Origin of the sequence: Kitasatospora sp. YST-16 (genome assembly GCF_026802215.1) — a bacterium.
GTDB classification, from domain to species: domain Bacteria; phylum Actinomycetota; class Actinomycetes; order Streptomycetales; family Streptomycetaceae; genus Kitasatospora; species Kitasatospora cineracea.
The window spans coordinates 2,034,590-2,052,322 of record NZ_CP113837.1 but is presented as its reverse complement, the minus strand read 5'-3'; the positions used below and the strand labels follow the sequence as shown (position 1 = coordinate 2,052,322).

Below are 17,733 nucleotides of genomic sequence, written 5' to 3'. Positions count from 1 at the left end.
TTCGCGACCTTGCGGTGGGTGCCCGGCCGGTCGCGCAGTTCCCCGCGCCCCTGGTTTCGCGCTTCGCGTTCCTGGCTTCGCGCTCCTGGCTTCGCGCTATGCCGTTTCGGCGAGGACCGCGTCGCTGAGCCGGGGCCAGACCTCGGCGGCCCAGGGGCCGAAGTCGCGGTCGGTGAGGGCGAGGCAGGCGAGGTCGGCGGTGGGGTCGACCCAGAGGAAGGTGCCGGACTGGCCGAAGTGGCCGAAGGTGGCGGGGGAGTTGGCGGTGCCGGTCCAGTGCGGGGTCTTGTGGTCGCGGATCTCGAAGCCGAGGCCCCAGTCGTTGGGGCGGCGGTGGCCGAAGCCGGGCAGGACGCCGCTGGTGCCGGGGAAGGCGACCTCGCGGGTGGCCGCGTGCACGGTGGCCGGGTCGAGGAGCTCGGGGGACTGCAGTTCGGCGGCGAAGCGGGCGAGGTCGGCGGCGGTGGACAGGCCGCCGGCGCCGGCGGGGGCGCGGTGGGCGGTGTTGATCAGGGTGGCGTGCATGCCGAGCGGCTGGAAGACGGCCTCGGCCGCGTACTGGGCGAACGGGATGCCGGAGGCGCTCTCCAGGGCGGCCGCCAGCACGTCGAACCCGGCGTTGGAGTAGAGCCGCCGGTTGCCGGGCTCGGCCATCACCCGGTGCTCGTCGAAGGCCAGACCGGAGGTGTGCGCGAGCAGGTGGCGGACGGTGGAGCCGTCGGGGCCGGCGGGGTCGTCGAGTTCGAAGACGCCCTCCTCGACGGCGACCAGGGCGGCGTACGCGCTGAGCAGCTTGGTCACCGAGGCGAGCGGGAACAGCTGTTCCTGCGGGCCGTGCGCGCCGAGCAGCGCGCCGTCGCTCCCGCGGACCACTGCCGCCGCGGCGTGGGGTACCGGCCAGTCCTCGATCATCCGCAAGCTCTGCATGGGCGGAACTCTAAACGACGGCACCCGGTGCCGGGCGGACGTGTGTCAGGCTTGCTTGGAGTGCGCTCCAACTCAGTAGCGTCGTTGTCGTCGCCGAAGACGGGGGTCGAGAACATGGCAGGGTCCGAGCAGCGGGCAGTGGGGTCGACGGGGTGCGAGGAGGCGTTCCGGCAGCCGAGCTCCGCACCGGACCTGACGCCGCGGCACGGGATCAGCGAGGTGTCCGCGATCAGCGGGCTGACCGCGCACACGCTGCGCTGGTACGAGCGGATCGGCCTGCTGGAGCCGGTGGACCGCTCGCACGCCGGGCAGCGCCGGTACACCGACGCGGACCTGGCCCGGCTGGCGTTCCTGACCAAGCTGCGGCTGACCGGCATGCCGGTGGCCGACATGGTGCGGTACGTCGAGCTGGTCCGGGCCGGGGACGGCACCCGGGACGAGCGCCGGGAGCTGCTGGTGGCGCACCGCGCGGAGGTGCGCCGGCGGATGGCCGACCTGCGGGCCACGCTCGCCGTGATCGACATGAAGATCGACCACTACGGCGCATCCGGGCTCCCGGTCGGCGGCGACGAGGAAACACCGAACCACTGTGGACAGGACAGGAAGAGCGCATGAGCAGCATCGAGACCACCCGCCTCGGCACCGACGGCCCGATCGTGGGTGTGCAGGGGCTGGGCTGCATGGGCATGAGCGAGTTCTACGGCCCGACCGACACGGACGAGGCGCTGGCCACCCTGGAGCGGGCGCTGGAGCTGGGCGTGACGCTGTTCGACACCGCGGACGTCTACGGCCTGGGCGCCAACGAGGAGCTGGTCGGCCCGTTCGTCCGGGCGCACCGGGACCGGGTGGTGCTGGCCACCAAGTTCGCCATCGAGCGGCGCGCCGACGACCAGCACTACCGGGGCGTCAACAACGACCCGGCGTACATCCGCACGGCGGTGGACGCCTCGCTGCGCCGCCTCGGCCTGGACGTGATCGACCTCTACTACATGCACCGCCGCGACCCGCAGGTGCCGCTGGCCGAGTCGGTGGGCGCGATGGGCGAGCTGGTCGCGGCCGGCAAGGTCCGGTACCTGGGGCTGTCCGAGGTGACCGGGCCGGAGCTGCGCGAGGCGCACGCGGTGCACCCGATCGCGGCGCTGCAGTCCGAGTGGTCGATCTTCGCCCGGGGCGTGGAGCGCAGCGCGGTGCCGGCCGCGGCCGAGCTGGGCGTGGCGCTGGTGCCGTACTCGCCGCTCGGCCGGGGCTTCCTGACCGGGGCGTTCGCCGACGCCGGACAGCTGGCCGACGGCGACTTCCGGCGCCACCTGCCGCAGTTCACCGGCGACAACGCGGCCGGGAACGCCGAACTGGTCGCCCCGATCCGGCGGATCGCCGAGCGGCGCGGGGCGACGGCCGCCCAGGTCGCGCTGGCCTGGCTGCAGCAGCGCGCCGAGGTGCACGGCCTGACCGCGGTGGTGCCGATCCCCGGCACCCGCAAGCGCAGCCGGCTGGAGGAGAACCTGGGCGGGACCAGGCTGGTGCTGACCGCGGAGGAGCTGGCCGAGCTGGAGCCGATCGCCGGGCGGGTGGCCGGCCGGCGCTACGCCGACATGAGCTCCACCGCGGACGCCCGCGAGGTCTGACGGGGCGTCGGCTGCCGGTCCGTCAGCCCTGGGTCTCGGACGGGCCGGTGACGTCCCCGTAGTGGCCGAGCGCGATGGCGGCGAAGTTGTGCCGGCTCTCGGTGCCCTCGGCCAGGTAGCCGGTGTGGCCGTTGGCGCCCAGCGAGGAGATCGACACCGCGCCGAAGGCGTGGGTGGTCGGGTCGGCGCCGTGGCCCAGGCCGCCGACCTCCAGGTAGGGGACGTTCCCGATCCAGTCGCCGGGGTTGCGGGCCGCCCAGACCTGGACGCCGGTGCCCAGCTCGGCCGCCGAGTCGACGCCCATCCCGGGGCTGCCGAACGCCACCACGTCGGTGGGCTGGGCGGCGTGCAGCGTCGGCGCGGTGGTGCCGCACACCACCGAGCCGTACGAGTGGCACAGCAGGGCGGGCGGCGCCTCGGGGTGGGCGGTCTGTTCGAGGCCGCCGAGCAGCCGGTGCAGCCGGGGCGCGGCGGCGTCCGCCAGCCGGGAGGTGACCGCGTCCGGGCCGAGGCCCTGCGGGGTGACGTAGCCGGTCCAGGCGACCACCGCGGTGCGGGTGTCGGGCGACTGGGCGTGCTCCTCGGCGTACAGCGCGCGGGCCATGCCGGCGGGGGAGCGCAGCGGGTCGCCGCTCTGGTCGAAGTGGCCGAGGTCGGCGTCCGAGCCGGGCACCAGGACGGCGATCCGCTGGGCGGTGGCCAGGTCGCCCCAGACCTCGGTGACCAGGCCGCGGCCGCGCGGGTCGAAGGCGAGGATCTGCCGGCCCTCGCCGAGCAGCCGCTCCGAGTCGTTGGCGCGGGAGAGGGACAGCGCGCGGGTGGTGGCGTCCAGGGTGGTGTCCGCGGCGCGCTGCCGGGCCCGGTCCCGTTCGGCGGTGAGCGCCACCCGGTTGGCGCGGTAGCGGACCTCGGGCGGGGCCCCGTCCAGGTTGCCGACCACCAGCGGGTACTCGGCGACCAGCCGGTCCAGTTCGGCGGGTTCGAGGCCGGCGAAGAACGCGGCGACGGCGGCCGGGGTGGCGGTGGCCGGGTCCGGCAGGTCGTGGCCGAAGGAGCGGTCGGCGACCCAGGCGGAGCTGCCCGCGGGCGGGGTGGTGATGGCCAGCTGCTCGTTGGAGGCGGCGGCCTGCGCGGCGGCGGCTCCGGCGTCCACCAGGGCCGCGCAGCCGGCGAACACGCCGATCAGGATCCGCTTCACCCGCCTGCGCTGCATGGCGTCCACTCCCTCGGGCCGTACCTCGCGGCGGGACGGGCCCGACGGTGCAGTGACTTCCGACTACTAGTCAGCCAGAGTAGAGGTCGACCGACGCTGGAGGCAGGGAGCAAACAGTGTTCCCCGTCACATTCGCCCGTACGCTACCCCTCGTACTCCTTCACCACCCGTTTCGGTGCGACCGATCGCCAGGCGTCGGTGAGCAGTTCGCGCAGCTCCTCCGGGTCGACCCCGGCCAGCCGCACCCGCACCCAGCCGAACCGGCCGGTGTACGGGGCCACCGAGTACACCCTGGGTGCGGCGGCGATCAGTTCGGCCTGCTCCGCCGGGGCGGCCTTCACCGAGACCTCCCCCGACCCGGGGCGGCCCATGGCGAAGATCTTCCGCCCGACCCGCAGCGTCACCTGCTCCCAGGTCTCCTCCTGGTGGGTCTGCGGCAGCGCCAGGGCCAGCGCGGTCAGTTCGTCGAAGGTCGCCATGGCCGCAGGGTACGTCCCGGCACCGACAGTTGACGCGATGTCAGACCGCGCCCAGCGCGTACACCGCGAACAGCGCCGCGCCCGCGCCCGCCACCGCCCGCCAGGCCCGGGACGGCCACGGGGCGTCGAAGCGCCGGGCCCAACGGCCGATCAGCGCCAGCACCGCGCCGAACACCGGCAGCCAGGCCAGCCGGGCCAGCGCCCAGGCCGCCGAGTCCGGGGCGGTGGTCAGGCCGGGCAGCGCGCCCAGCCGGGAGCCCGCCAGCGCGGTCAGGAACATCGCGGTCTGGTGCCAGCAGAAGATCGTCATCGCGCCCAGGTTGACCACCACCACCGGCAGCCACAGCAGCGGCCGGCGCAGCGCCCGGCCCAGCCGGTCCTTCAGCAGCACCGCCGCACCGCCCTGCACCGAGGCCAGCGCCAGCACCAGCAGGGACGGCGGGTGCGAGTTGGTGCGGGCCGCGCCCGGCACGCCCACCATGCTCGCCGGGTAGTGGAACACCACCAGCAGCACCGCGAACAGCACCGCCCCGCCGACCGCCAGCAGCCTCGCCCCGGCCCGGGTCAGCCGCCCGTGCGCCCAGTCCACGCCCAGCTGGTAGGCGAACAGCCAGCCCGGCAGCAGGTTCAGCAGGCCCAGCCAGCCCGGCACCGCGGCGCCCCACGGCCCGTACCGCAGCAGGTCCACCAGCGCGACCGCCGCCATCAGCACCGCCGCGCCCCAGCCCCGGAAACGGGCGCCGAACCGGACGCACAGCGGGGTCAGCGCCGTCAGCACCAGGTACACGGCGATGTACCAGAGCGGCTGCACCATCAGCACCGCCCCGGTCCGCACCGTCCCGGCCGGCACGCCCAGCGCGCGCAGCACCGGGATCAGCGCCGCCCACACCGCCGCCACCCCCAGCACCGGGCGCGCCAGCCGCAGCACCCGGCCGCGCAGCCACGCCCCGGTGCGCACCCCGCGGCCGGCCGCCCGGCGCAGCGACAGGGCCGAGGCGCGGCCGCCCACCAGGAAGAACACGCCCAGCAGTTGCAGCACCCAGCTCAGCGGCGCCATCGAGGGCAGCGCGCCCAGCGGGCTGGCGTTGTGCAGCACCCCGTCGGGGGAGTCGAACCCGCCGAGCATCCAGTGCCCGAGCGGGACGGACAGCAGGGCCAGCGCGCGCAGCCCGTCCAGGGCACGGTCACGGGTGGCGGGGGTCTTCGCGTCGATCTTCGCGGCGGTCCGCACGGCGGAGCGGCGCAGGGTGGTCACGGGCGGCATCGGGAGTCTCCTCGAACGGCCGACGGGCGGCGTCACGTCAGGCGGCGGTGGTGGTGGCGGTGAGGGCGAGGGCGGCGAAGGCCGCGAGGGAGGCCGAGCCGGGCGCGAAGTAGTCGCTGTGCCCGTGCGAGCCGGTGGACGGCAGCACCCGGGCGCCGAAGCCGCCCGAGGTCGGGTCGGCGCCGTGGCCGAAGCCGAGCAGCGAGACGTTCGGCACGTCGCCGATCCAGTCCTCGGCGTTGCGGCGCACCGCCCACACCGGCACCCGCAGCTCGTCCGCGCGCTCCAGCCCCATCCCCGGCGAGGCCACCGCCACCAGCCCGGCCACCCGGGCCGGGTCCGGCGCGGACCGCCCGCACACCACCGACCCGTACGAGTGGCAGAACAGCTCCACCGGCCCGGTCACCGGCGCCAGCCCCGCCACCAGCCGGTCCAGCCGGGCGGCGCCGGCCCGGGCCAGCTCCTCCCGGGCCGCGTCCAGCCCGAGGCCGACCGGCGTGGTGTAGCCCACCCAGGCCACCACCGCGACCCGGTCGCCGCTCGCGGCGCGCAGCGCCCGGGCCATCCCGGCGAGCGACCGGTGGCCGGTGGCGGCCTCCCGGTCGTAGTCGGACAGGTCGACGTCCGAGCCCGGCACCAGGACGGCCGTCCGCTCGTCGTGCTCCACGTCCCCGAACACCTCGGCGACCTGGCCCCGGCCGCGCGGGTCGAAGGCGAGCAGCCGGTGCCCGGCCAGCTCGGCGTAGTGGTCGGCCCGCGCGGCGGCCGCCGCGCGCTCGGCGCGGGGCAGCGCGGCGTCCCCGGCCCGGGCCCGCTGGCGGGCGCGCTCCGCCTCGACGGCCAGCGCGTTGGCCCGCAGCCGCAGCGCGACCGGCGCGCCGTCCAGGTTCCCGACCAGCCGCGGGTGGCGCACCGCGAGGGCCTCGCGCCGCTCCGGCGGCAGGCCGGCGAAGAACGCGGCGACCTCGGCCGGCGAGGAGGCCACCGGATCGGGCAGCCGCACCCCCAGCGAGGTGTCCGCCGCCCAGGCCGCCGCGCCCGGCGGCGGCCCCGTCAACGGGGTCTGCGCGTCGGCCGACGCCCACGACCCCACTCCCAGCACCGCCGCGAGCACCAACCCGGCCACGGCCGTCCCCCGACGCAGACGCGACAGCATCCGCTCCTCCTCCTGTTCGGCAACGAGGAGGAAGGTAGGGACGGGGCGGCTGAGCGGGCGTCACCCCGCGGAGCCAACCGGCGGGTCATACCCGGGCGGTAGGGAGGGTCACTGCGCGCCGGGCTGGACCAGGCCGCTCTCGTAGGCGAGCACCACGGCCTGGGCGCGGTCGCGGAGGTCGAGCTTGGCGAGGATCCGGCCGATGTGGGTCTTGACGGTCTGTTCGGCGAGCACGAGGTGGGCGGCGATCTCCTGGTTGGAGAGGCCGCGGGCGATCAGTTCGAGGACCTCGGTCTCGCGCGGGGTGAGCCCGTTCAGCCGCAGCCGCGGGTCGCGGCGCGGGGCGGGGCGGTTCCTGGCGAAGTCGGCGATCAGCCGGCGGGTGACGGAGGGCGCGAGCAGCGCGTCGCCGGCCGCGACGACCCGGACGGCGGCGATCAGGTCGGCGGGCGGGGCGTCCTTGAGCAGGAAGCCGCTGGCGCCGGCCCGCAGCGCCTCGTACACGTAGTCGTCGACGTCGAAGGTGGTGAGCATCAGGACCCGCGGGCGGTGCACCACGCCGGGCGGCGGGTCGAGCAGTCGGCGGGCGGCCTCCAGGCCGTCCATCTCGGGCATCCGGACGTCCATCAGCACCACGTCGGGGTGGGTGCGGCCGCTGACCTCGATCGCCTGCCGGCCGTCGGGCGCGTCGCCGACCACGTCGATGTCGCTCTGCGCGTTGAGCAGGGCGGCGAACCCGGCGCGGACCATCGCCTGGTCGTCGACGATGAGGACGCGGATGGTCATGCGGTCTTCTCCCCGGGGCCGGTGCCGTCCAACGGCAGGACGGCGGTCACCCGGTAGCCTCCGTCGGCGGTCGGGCCGGTGTCCAGGGTGCCAGCCAGCAGCCGGACGCGCTCGCGCATTCCGACCAGTCCCTGGCCGGTGCCGCCGGAGGTCTCCACGGCGCGGGCCCGGCCGGGCGGCGGGTCGTTGCGGACGGTCAGGGCGAGCGCGCCGTCCGCGGCGGTGATCCCGACCTCGGCGGTGGCGCCGGGGGCGTGCCGGACGACGTTGGCCAGCGCCTCCTGGACGATCCGGTACGCGGACAGGCCGACCGCCTCGGGCACCGGGCCGAGCGCGGACACGCCGTCCCCGACGGCCAGTTCGGCCCGCACCCCGGCCTGGCCGACGGTGGCCAGCAGCTTCGGCAGGTCGTCCAGGCCCGGCTGCGGGGCCTTGTCGGCGGCGCTCTCGGCGGCCCGCAGCACCCCCAGCAGGCGGCGCATCTCGGCGAGCGAGCCGCGCGCGGCGGCCGCGATCTGCCCGAACTCCTCGACCGCGGCCGGGGGCAGGCCCTCCAGCCGGTACGGGGCGCTGTCGGCCTGGACGGTGATCACCGACATGTGGTGGGCCACCACGTCGTGCAACTCCCGGGCGATCCGGGCGCGTTCCTCCAGCAGGGTGCGCCGGGCCCGCTCGGTCTCGGAGATCTGCTCCTGCGCGGCGAGCAGCCGCTTGGCCTCGCCGCGCCCGCGCAGGCTCCAGCCGAGCAGCAGCACCACGCCGGACAGCGCGGCGGCCAGCACCGAGGAGCCGTCGAAGTCCTCGTTGAAGACCGTCCAGCTCAGGCTGCAGCCGAGGAAGGTGACCACCCAGACCGCGAGCAGGGTCCGCCCGCGCTCCCGGACGGCCAGCAGGACCATCAGGAACAGGTAGCCGAGCAGCGTGGTGGTCGGCCACGGCCAGGGCTGGTCGGCGGCCGCGCCGTGGGTGGCCACCGCGCCGACCAGCACCGAGGGCGCCGCCAGCTGCCAGGCCAACAGCGGCCGGGTCAGCGCCAGCGGCAGCGCCCCGGCCTGCACCACGGCGAGCGCGGTGGCCAGCGAGGGGTCCACCCCGTAGAACTGGATCAGCGTCACGATGCCGGTGGGCAGCAGCGAGCCGACCATGAGCAGCACCAGCGCGTACGGGAGCGCCCGGACCCACGGCCGGCGGGCCGTCGACAGCGGGGGGCGGTGGTCGCCGAGGGGCTCGGTGAGGGCGCGGAGGAAGTCTTTCCAGAGGGTCACCGGGCCGAGGGTAGAGCGGGGTCCGGCCGCTGTCCTCATACCCCGGTAGCGGGTCCGGGGTGCTACCCCGGTACGGGGGCCTCCCCCGTCAGCGCCAGGAGCCCGCCAGGGCGGGCCCCAGCTGGTCGAAGTGACGCTCGATCAGCTCCAGCATGCCGTCCATCGAGTGGTCGGCGGCGTCCGGGGCGGCGGCGTAGGAGAGGTGCGAGATCCGCACCACGGTGCCGAACACGGCGGCCAGCAGGCGGGGGCGCAGGTCGGCGGCCGGGTCGAGGCCCTCGCGCTCGGCGAGGATCCGGGCCACCTCGACCTCCTGCTGGATGGCGTGCCGCAGGTGGGCGGCGAGCAGCGTCGGGGTGGACTCGATCAGTTCGAACAGCTCCAGCGCGGCCGGCCCGCTCTCCTGCCCCCGGTCGACGGCCTGCCAGACCTCGCGGACCGCGCCGCGCATCGCCTCCAGCGGGTTCTCCCGGGCCGGGCGGGCCCGCAGGAACGCCAGGAACGCCTGCTCGGCCTCGGCCAGGACGGCGAGCGCGACCTCCTCCTTGTTGGCGAAGTACCGGAAGAAGGTGCGCTGGGAGACCTCCACCTCGGAGGCGATCTCGTCCACCGTGGTGCGCCCGTAGCCGTGGCAGAGGAAGAGCCGGTGGGCGGCGTCGACCAGGGCGTCCCGGGTGCGCCGCTTCTTGCGTTCGCGCAGGCCGACGGGCTGCGGGTCGGCGGCGGTGGTGGGCGTGGACATGGTCCCAACGATAGCGCCGCGGTGGAGAACTGGCATCAAGTGACAGGAGTCACCGTTTGTCGAATGTCAGCGGCTGACATAATGTTCCCGACGGCGGTGTCCGTCCGTCTTGGAGCTCGTGAAGGGGGCACCTCCCAGCCCCCCTAGGGGCTGGGGGAGGGCGAGGGCCGGACACCGCCCTTCCTGTGCCCAGCGCGGTTCCTGCACACCACACGAACGGGGAAGCCCCGAACCATGAGCCAGTCCGTAGTACTCGACAAGGAAGCGGCTCCGTCCGCCGGCGGCCGGCTGCGGGGGCACCCCTGGCTGACGCTGCTCACCGTCGCCGTCGGCGTCATGATGGTCGCCCTGGACGGCACCGTCGTCGCCATCGCCAACCCGGCGATCGCCAAGGACCTGAACGCCAGCCCCTCCGACATCCAGTGGGTCACCTCCGGCTACCTGCTGGCCCTCGCGGTCTTCCTGATCACCGCCGGCAAGATCGGTGACCGGTTCGGCCACAAGACCACCTTCCTGGTCGGCGCGGTCGGCTTCGCCGCCACCTCCGCCGCGATCGGCTTCGCCGGCTCGATCCAGCAGGTGATCTTCTACCGGGTGCTGCAGGGCCTGTTCGGCGCGCTGCTCCAGCCCGCCGCGCTCGGCCTGCTGCGCGGGGCCTTCCCCGCCGACAAGCTCAACATGGCGATCGGCATCTGGGGCGGCGTCATCGGCGCCTCCACCGCGGCCGGCCCGATCGTCGGCGGCCTGCTCGTCGAGCACGTCAACTGGGAGTCGGTGTTCTACATCAACATCCCGGTCGGCATCGTCGCCCTGGTCCTGGGCCTGCTGATCCTCAAGGACGTCCGGTCCGAGAACGCCGCCAAGTCCTTCGACGTCCCCGGCATCGTGCTGCTCTCCGGCGCGATGTTCATGCTGGTCTGGGGCATCATCAAGGCCCCGTCCTGGGGCTGGGCCGACCCGGCCACCCTGCTCTTCCTCGGCGGCGCGGTGCTCGCCCTGGTGGTCTTCGCGATCTGGCAGAAGTACGCCAAGGAACCGCTGATCCCGCTCTCGCTGTTCCGCTCGGTGCCGCTCTCGGCCGGCACCCTGCTGATGGTGCTGATGGCCTTCGCCTTCTTCGGCGGCATCTTCTTCGTCACCTTCTACCTGCAGAACGTGCACGGGATGGCCCCGGTCGACGCCGGCGTCCACCTGCTCCCGATGACCGGCATGATGATCGTCGGCGCGCCGGTGGCCGGCTTCCTGATCGGCAAGATCGGGCCGCGGGTCCCGATCGTCGGCGGCATGGTGCTCACCACCGCCGCGATGCTCGGCATGTCCACCCTGGACGTCGACTCCGGCACCGGCGTCATGTCGCTCTGGTTCCTGCTGATGGGCCTCGGCCTCAGCCCGGTCATGGTCGGTGCCACCGAGGTCATCGTCGGCAACGCCCCGATGGAGCTGTCCGGCGTGGCCGGCGGCCTCCAGCAGGCCGCGATGCAGGTCGGCGGCAGCCTCGGCACCGCCGTCCTCGGCGCGGTGATGGCCTCCAAGGTCACCGGCGCGCTGCCCGGCAAGTGGGCCGCCACCGGCGTCCCGTTCCCGACCGGGGAGCAGGGCGAGCAGCTCAAGCAGGCCGCCCAGCTCGGCATCGCCCCGCCGGCCCAGCCCGGCACCCCGGAGCAGGTCTCCCAGGGGATCGCCGACGCGGTGCACTCCTCCTTCGTCAGCGGCATGGGCGTGGCCTTCGTGGTCGCCGCGGTCGTCGCCCTGGCGGCGGCGGGCCTGGGGCTGCTCACCAAGCGCGGCGCCAACGAGGCGGGGCCCGCGGTTCACATCTGACGCGCACCGCCCACGGATCCGCCCGGGGAGGGGAGTTCCCTCCTCCGGGCGGATCTTTGCGTCGAGTGCCTTCCGCCGCGCGCAGTTCCCCGCGCCCCTAGCGGGGCTGATCTCCTGCGCCCCGCTAGTGTCCTGAGTCCTTGATCCGTCGTTTTTCAGCACGTGGGACGTCCTGGGCCGAAGCTGGCCGAACTGGTGTTGTCGGATCACGAGCGGCAGGTGCTCGGTGCGTGGGTGCGGAGCCAATCAGCCCCGCAGGCGCTGGCATTGAGAGCGCGGATCGTGCTGGCCTGCGGCGAGACGGAGACGGACGGGCTGCCCCGATCGGCCAGATCTGTGGCCGCTGCCACCGGAGTGACCACGGAGACGGTCTCCAAGTGGCGTGGGCGATTCCTGCGGGACCGCCTGGACGGCCTGGGCGACGCACCACGCCCGGGTCGCGAGCGGACGGTCACCGACGAGCAGGTCGCCGAGTTGGTCCGGCTCACGCTGGAGACGAAACCGAAGAACGCCACGCACTGGTCCACCCGCTCGATGGCCGGACGGGTGGGCCTGTCTCAGTCCACGGTCTCACGCGTGTGGCGGGCGTTCGGTCTGCAGCCGCACCGCGCCGAGTCGTTCAAGCTGTCCACCGACCCGTTCTTCGTCGACAAGGTCCACGACGTGGTCGGCCTCTACCTCGATCCACCCGAACGCGCCCTGGTGCTCTGCGTCGACGAGAAGTCCCAGATCCAGGCTCTGGACCGCTCCCAGCCGGTGCTGCCGATGATGCCCGGCGTCCCGGAACGGGCCAGCCACGACTACGTCCGAGCAGGCACCACGACATTGTTCGCGGCCCTCGACGCGGTCACCGGGAAGGTCATCGGCTCCCTGCACCGGCGCCACCGCACCGCCGAGTTCAAGAGGTTCCTCGCCAAACTCGACCGGGAGATCCCGGCCGGCCTGGAAGTACACCTGATCCTGGACAACTACGCCACCCACAAGACCGAGACGATCAAGAAGTGGCTGCTGGCCCATCCCCGTTTCCAGCTGCACTTCACGCCGACCGGATCCTCCTGGCTCAACCTGGTCGAGCGGTGGTTCGCCGAGCTGACGAACAAGAAGCTCCGCCGCGGCGTCCACCGCTCCGTCCAGGCCCTCGAACGCGACATCCGCGCCTGGGTCGCCGACTGGAACGACAACCCCCGCCCCTACATCTGGACCAAGACCGCCGACCAGATCCTCGAGTCCCTCGCCGGATACATCCGACGGATCAAGGACTCAGGACACTAGGGGCGCGGGGAACTGCGCGAGCAAGCGGGCAGCAACGGAAAGGTCCGCCCGAGGAGGGGAACTCCCTCCTCGGGCGGACCTTTCGGCCAGCGGCTAGCGCTTAGGCGTCGCCGCCCGCGGCGCCCGGGTCGGCCGCGGCCACGTCGAGCAGCTGGTAGCGGTCGATGGCCGCCTTCAGCAGCGAGCGGTCGATCTTGCCCTGCTTGGCCAGCTCGGTGAGCGTGCCGAGGACGATCGACTGCGCGTCGATGTGGAAGAAGCGCCGGGCCGCGCCGCGGGTGTCGGCGAAGCCGAAGCCGTCGGCGCCCAGGGACTGGTACTGGCCGGGGACCCAGCGGGCGATCTGGTCCGGGACGGCGCGCATCCAGTCGGAGACGGCCACGAACGGACCCTCGGCCCCGGAGAGCTTGGTGGTCACGTACGGGACGCGCTGCGGCTCCTCGGGGTGCAGCAGGTTGAACTCCTCGGCCTCGACGGCGTCGCGGCGCAGCTCGTTCCAGGAGGTCGCCGACCAGACGTCCGCCTTGACGTTCCAGTCCTCGGCGAGGATGCGCTGGGCCTCCAGGGCCCACGGCACGGCCACGCCGGAGGCGAGGACCTGCGCGGGGATCTGGCCGGCCTCGCCCGCCTTGAGCCGGTAGAGGCCCTTGAGGATGCCCTCGACGTCCACGCCCTCCGGCTCGGCCGGCATCTTGATCGGCTCGTTGTAGACCGTCATGTAGTAGAAGACGTCCTCGCCGTGCGGGTGCTCGGCGGAGGAGCCGTACATGCGGCGCAGGCCGTCCTGGACGATGTGGGCGATCTCGTACCCGTAGGCCGGGTCGTAGGCGACCACGCCGGGGTTGGTGGAGGCCAGCAGGTGCGAGTGGCCGTCGGCGTGCTGCAGGCCCTCGCCGGTCAGGGTGGTGCGGCCGGCGGTGGCGCCGATGACGAAGCCGCGGGCCAGCTGGTCGGCCATCTGCCAGAACTGGTCGCCGGTGCGCTGGAACCCGAACATCGAGTAGAAGACGTACACCGGGATCAGCGGCTCGCCGTGCGTCGCGTACGAGGAGCCGGCCGCGATCAGCGAGGCGGTGCAGCCGGCCTCGGAGATGCCGTCGTGCAGCATCTGGCCGGCCGGGGACTCCTTGTACGCCAGCAGCAGCTCGCGGTCGACCGACTCGTAGGTCTGGCCGAGCGGGTTGTAGATCTTGGCGGACGGGAACAGCGAGTCCATGCCGAAGGTGCGGTACTCGTCGGGCGCGATCGGCACGAAGCGGTTGCCGATGCCCTTGTCGCGCATCAGGTCCTTGAGCACCCGGACGAACGCCATGGTGGTGGCGATGGTCTGGTTGCCGGAGCCCTTCTTGACCGCCTTGTACGCGTCGTCGCCCGGCAGTTCGAGCTTGCGCGGGCGCACCTTGCGGGTGGGCACGTAGCCGCCGAGCTCCTGCCGGCGGTCGTGCATGTACTGGATCTCCTCCGAGTTGCGACCCGGGTGGTAGTAGGGCGGGTAGCCCTCGTCCAGCTGCTTGTCGGTGATCGGCAGGTGCAGCCGGTCGCGGAAGCGCTTCAGGTCCTCGACCGTCAGCTTCTTCATCTGGTGGGTGGCGTTGCGGCCCTCGAAGTTGGGGCCCAGCGTCCAGCCCTTGACGGTCTGCGCCAGGATGACGGTCGGCTGGCCCTTGTGCTCGCGGGCGGCCTTGAACGCGGCGTAGACCTTGCGGTGGTCGTGGCCGCCGCGGCCCAGGTGCTGGATCTGGTGGTCGGTCATGTTCTCGACCATGGCGCGCAGGCGCAGGTCGCCGCCGAAGAAGTGCTCGCGGATGTACGAGCCGGTCTCGGTGGCGTAGGTCTGGAACTGGCCGTCCGGGGTGGTGTTCAGCTTGTTGACCAGGACGCCGTCGCGGTCCTGGGCCAGCAGCGGGTCCCAGGAGCGGTCCCAGACCAGCTTGATGACGTTCCAGCCGGCGCCGCGGAACTGCGACTCCAGCTCCTGGATGATCTTGCCGTTGCCGCGGACCGGGCCGTCCAGGCGCTGCAGGTTGCAGTTGACCACGAAGGTCAGGTTGTCCAGTCCCTCTCGAGCGGCGAGCGAGAGCTGGCCGAGCGATTCCGGCTCGTCCATCTCGCCGTCCCCGAGGAAGGCGTACACCTGCGAGTCGGAGGTGTCCTTGATGCCGCGGTGCTCCAGGTAGCGGTTCATCCGGGCCTGGTAGATCGCGCCGAGCGGGCCGAGGCCCATCGAGACGGTCGGGAACTCCCAGAAGTCCGGCATCAGCCGCGGGTGCGGGTAGCTGGAGAGGCCGTACGGCGCCTTGGACTTCTCCTGCCGGAAGGCGTCGAGCTGCTGCTCGGTCAGCCGGTCCAGCAGGAAGGCGCGGGCGTAGATGCCCGGCGAGGCGTGGCCCTGGAAGAAGACCTGGTCGCCGGACTCGCCGTCGGCGTCCTTGCCGCGGAAGAAGTAGTTGAAGCCCACGTCGTACAGGGACGCGGAGGAGGCGAAGGTGGCGATGTGGCCGCCGACGCCGATGCCGGGACGCTGGGCGCGGGAGACCATGACGGCCGCGTTCCAGCGCGTCGCGTTCAGGATCTTGCGCTCGATCTCCTCGTTGCCGGGGAAGAACGGCTCGTCCTTGGTGGCGATGGTGTTGACGTAGTCCGTGCTGCGCATCTCGGGCACGGCGACACGCTTTTCACGGGCGCGCTCGATCAGCCGCAGCATGAGGTAGCGGGCGCGCTCGCGCCCGCGCTCGTCGATGGCGGCGTCAAGGGACTCCAGCCACTCCGCGGTCTCCTCGGGATCGAAGTCCGGGACCTGGCTCGGGAGGCCGCCAATGATGATCGGGTTGCGATCGGATCCGGAAGCCACGCTGTTCCTTCACTGTCGGTCGAAGCTGAGTTGTCGCGCCGCCTCCATCGTGCTACCGCGTTCGGAGATCCGTCATCTCTACCGATCGGTAACCGTTCCGCCCGTCGGGCGGTACGGTCAGGAGGTGGTCCGACCTGGGACCCCGGCCGGACGATGGCGGCCGGTCGGGATGAGGGCCAACAGGAGACTTTACGCCCGCACCCTGCTCCGACCCGAATGCCGTTCGCATCTCGGGCACGCGTGCGGGGGGTGAACGGGCTGCGGACGGGTACGAGACGAAGCATCCTTGTCGGTACGGACGGGGACATACGGGTGTGTTCACCACCACAGTGGGCGGCGTGTCGCCCGGCGACACGTCAACCTTTGGGTGGGATCGGGGGTCGGGTACTTGCGCGAACCGCCGCTCCCGTGTGGACTACGGCCACAGCCCCGGCATGGACGCCGGGCCGAATACTGGAGGTTATTCCCGTGAGCGCGACCGCGGACCCCGCGGACAAGTCCAACCCGGCTCTCCGTCTCGGCTTCGAACAGGGCCAGATCATCCAGGAGCTCGGGTACGACGAAGACAGTGACCAGGACCTCCGCGAGGGCATCGAGGAGATCACTGGCTCCGAACTCGTCGACGAGGACTACGACGACGTCGCCGACGGCGTCCTGCTGTGGCACCGCGACGAGGACGGGGATCTCACCGACGCCCTGGTCGACGCCCTGGAGTACCTGGCGGAGGGCGGCCTGATCTGGCTGCTCACCCCGAAGACCGGCCGCGACGGCCACGTCGAGGCGCACGAGATCGCCGACGCCGCGAAGACCGCCGGCCTCTCGCAGACCAGCTCGGTGGCGATCGCCAAGGACTGGGCGGGCACCCGCCTGGCCACCCCGAAGGCCTCGAAGACCGGCAAGCGCTGACTTCGGACCGCGACCCGCGACGGGCCCCGCCGACCACCCGGTCGGCGGGGCCCGTCGGCGTCCGGCCGCCGGGCGCCCCGCCCGGGCCTGTTCACCAGGAGCGAACGCCTCGCCCGGACGGCCCGCCCGGCTCACCCGGACGGCCGAACCGGGCCCGGCGGGTGGGAGGATCGTCCTGCCCGCACCACCGTTCAGGCAGGAAGGCCCTCCCATGACCATCGAGATCGGCGCCCAGGCCCCGGACTTCGAGCTGAAGAACCAGCACGGCGAGTCGGTGAAGCTGTCCGACTTCCGCGGCGAGAAGAACGTCGTCCTGGTCTTCTACCCGTTCGCCTTCACCGGCGTCTGCACCGGCGAGGTCTGCGAGATCCAGAAGGAGCTGCCGCGCCTGCAGAACGACGAGGTGCAGGTGCTCGCGGTCTCCAACGACTCGCCGTTCTCGCTGCGGGTGTTCGGCGACCAGCAGGGCCTGGAGTACCCGCTGCTGTCGGACTTCTGGCCGCACGGCGAGGTCTCCCGGGCCTACGGCGTCTTCAACGAGGAGAAGGGCTGCGCGGTGCGCGGCACCTTCGTCATCGACAAGGAGGGCGCGGTCCGCTGGAGCATCGTCAACGGCCTGCCGGACGCCCGGGACACCCAGGAGTACCTGGCCGCCCTCGGCGCGCTCTGACGCTCCCGCGCACGGCCCGCTCGGCCCGGTCCGGTGGAACTTCCGCCGGGCGCCGGGCCGGGTCTCCGGCGCGGCCCGGGAACCCGGCACTACGATCGGGCCGTTGACGGATCGGGAACCCGACTTCTTGGAGGACCACGTGGGTGTCAGCCTGAGCAAGGGCGGCAATGTCTCGCTGACCAAGGAGGCGCCCGGCCTGACCGCCGTGGTCGTCGGCCTCGGGTGGGACGCGCGCAGCACCACCGGCGCCGACTTCGACCTGGACGCCAGCGGGCTGCTCTGCACCGAGCAGGGCAAGGTCCGCTCGGACGCCGACTTCATCTTCTTCAACAACCTCAAGAGCGCCGACGGCTCGGTCGAGCACACCGGCGACAACCTCACCGGCGAGGGCGAGGGCGACGACGAGCAGATCAAGGTGAACCTGGCCGGCGTCCCGGCCGACGTCGCCAAGATCGTCTTCCCGGTGTCGATCTACGACGCGGAGAACCGGCAGCAGAGCTTCGGCCAGGTCCGCAACGCCTACATCCGGGTGGTCAACCAGGCCGGCGGCGCCGAGATCGCCCGCTACGACCTCTCCGAGGACGCCTCGACCGAGACCGCGATGGTCTTCGGCGAGCTCTACCGCAACGGCGCCGAGTGGAAGTTCCGCGCCATCGGCCAGGGCTACGCCTCCGGCCTGCGCGGCATCGCCCAGGACTTCGGCGTCAACGTCTGACCGGACGTCAACGCCCTTGCGGGCCGGGGCCGTTCGCGGCC

At 73.0% G+C, this 17,733-nt stretch carries 16 protein-coding genes; 7 read left to right on the top strand and 9 right to left on the bottom strand.

The annotated features are described in order from the left end of the window. Positions 1-96 precede the first annotated feature (96 nt). A complete protein-coding gene (locus OU787_RS09300) occupies positions 97-927 on the bottom strand; it encodes a serine hydrolase domain-containing protein (protein WP_268659072.1) in 831 nt (276 codons plus the stop codon). Positions 928-1,041: 114 nt separating this feature from the next. Between OU787_RS09300 and OU787_RS09295 the strand changes: the two genes are divergently transcribed. Both OU787_RS09295 and OU787_RS09290 read left to right on the top strand, forming a co-directional pair. Then, positions 1,042-1,542: a MerR family transcriptional regulator gene (locus OU787_RS09295; RefSeq protein WP_081966773.1), complete on the top strand. Its 501-nt coding sequence runs from the start codon at positions 1,042-1,044 to the stop codon at positions 1,540-1,542. Beyond that, entirely contained in the window at positions 1,539-2,552 is a 1,014-nt protein-coding gene (locus OU787_RS09290) for an aldo/keto reductase (RefSeq protein ID WP_268659071.1), read from the top strand. The genes OU787_RS09295 and OU787_RS09290 overlap by 4 nt, the downstream gene beginning before the upstream one ends. 22 nt (positions 2,553-2,574) lie before the next feature. Here the strand turns inward: OU787_RS09290 and OU787_RS09285 are convergent, their stop codons facing one another. From OU787_RS09285 to OU787_RS09255, 7 genes are all read right to left on the bottom strand, one after another. Further along, positions 2,575-3,765, bottom strand: a complete 1,191-nt coding sequence (locus tag OU787_RS09285; RefSeq protein WP_268659070.1) for an alpha/beta hydrolase — start codon at positions 3,763-3,765, stop codon at positions 2,575-2,577. A gap of 143 nt (positions 3,766-3,908) precedes the next feature. Next, the gene (locus OU787_RS09280) at positions 3,909-4,244 is read right to left on the bottom strand and encodes an MmcQ/YjbR family DNA-binding protein (protein WP_268659069.1); all 336 of its coding nucleotides are present in this window, start codon (positions 4,242-4,244) and stop codon (positions 3,909-3,911) included. Positions 4,245-4,284: 40 nt separating this feature from the next. After that, positions 4,285-5,508, bottom strand: coding sequence for an acyltransferase family protein (locus tag OU787_RS09275; RefSeq protein ID WP_268659068.1), 1,224 nt, complete (start codon positions 5,506-5,508; stop codon positions 4,285-4,287). A 37-nt stretch (positions 5,509-5,545) separates the two neighbouring features. After that, a complete protein-coding gene (locus OU787_RS09270) occupies positions 5,546-6,664 on the bottom strand; it encodes an alpha/beta hydrolase (RefSeq protein WP_268659067.1) in 1,119 nt (372 codons plus the stop codon). Positions 6,665-6,772: 108 nt separating this feature from the next. Further along, entirely contained in the window at positions 6,773-7,450 is a 678-nt protein-coding gene (locus OU787_RS09265; protein WP_030458560.1) for a response regulator, read from the bottom strand. After that, the gene (locus tag OU787_RS09260; protein ID WP_268659066.1) at positions 7,447-8,715 is read right to left on the bottom strand and encodes a sensor histidine kinase; all 1,269 of its coding nucleotides are present in this window, start codon (positions 8,713-8,715) and stop codon (positions 7,447-7,449) included. Before OU787_RS09260 ends, OU787_RS09265 begins: the two co-directional genes overlap by 4 nt. A gap of 88 nt (positions 8,716-8,803) precedes the next feature. Then, complete coding sequence (locus OU787_RS09255) at positions 8,804-9,457, bottom strand: TetR/AcrR family transcriptional regulator (protein WP_268659065.1); 654 nt, start codon at positions 9,455-9,457, stop codon at positions 8,804-8,806. Positions 9,458-9,691: 234 nt separating this feature from the next. On the opposite strand from OU787_RS09255, the gene OU787_RS09250 reads away from it, so the two are divergent. Together OU787_RS09250 and OU787_RS09245 are read left to right on the top strand one after the other, a co-directional pair. Beyond that, entirely contained in the window at positions 9,692-11,278 is a 1,587-nt protein-coding gene (locus OU787_RS09250) for an MFS transporter (protein ID WP_268659064.1), read from the top strand. Positions 11,279-11,440: 162 nt separating this feature from the next. After that, the gene (locus OU787_RS09245; protein ID WP_268658401.1) at positions 11,441-12,550 is read left to right on the top strand and encodes an IS630 family transposase; all 1,110 of its coding nucleotides are present in this window, start codon (positions 11,441-11,443) and stop codon (positions 12,548-12,550) included. A 100-nt stretch (positions 12,551-12,650) separates the two neighbouring features. Here the strand turns inward: OU787_RS09245 and aceE are convergent, their stop codons facing one another. Then, complete coding sequence (aceE, locus tag OU787_RS09240; protein ID WP_268659063.1) at positions 12,651-15,401, bottom strand: pyruvate dehydrogenase (acetyl-transferring), homodimeric type; 2,751 nt, start codon at positions 15,399-15,401, stop codon at positions 12,651-12,653. Between the two features lie 468 nt (positions 15,402-15,869). Here aceE and OU787_RS09235 point away from each other — a divergent pair, with 468 nt between their 5' ends. From OU787_RS09235 to OU787_RS09225, 3 genes are all read left to right on the top strand, one after another. Then, on the top strand, positions 15,870-16,307 hold the full coding sequence (locus OU787_RS09235; RefSeq protein WP_030458555.1) for a DUF3052 domain-containing protein: 438 nt from the start codon (positions 15,870-15,872) through the stop codon (positions 16,305-16,307). Between the two features lie 211 nt (positions 16,308-16,518). Then, positions 16,519-16,977 (top strand): peroxiredoxin, encoded by a 459-nt coding sequence (locus tag OU787_RS09230; protein ID WP_030458554.1) that lies wholly within the window; start codon positions 16,519-16,521, stop codon positions 16,975-16,977. A gap of 139 nt (positions 16,978-17,116) precedes the next feature. Continuing rightward, on the top strand, positions 17,117-17,692 hold the full coding sequence (locus OU787_RS09225; RefSeq protein ID WP_030458553.1) for a TerD family protein: 576 nt from the start codon (positions 17,117-17,119) through the stop codon (positions 17,690-17,692). Positions 17,693-17,733 lie beyond the last annotated feature (41 nt).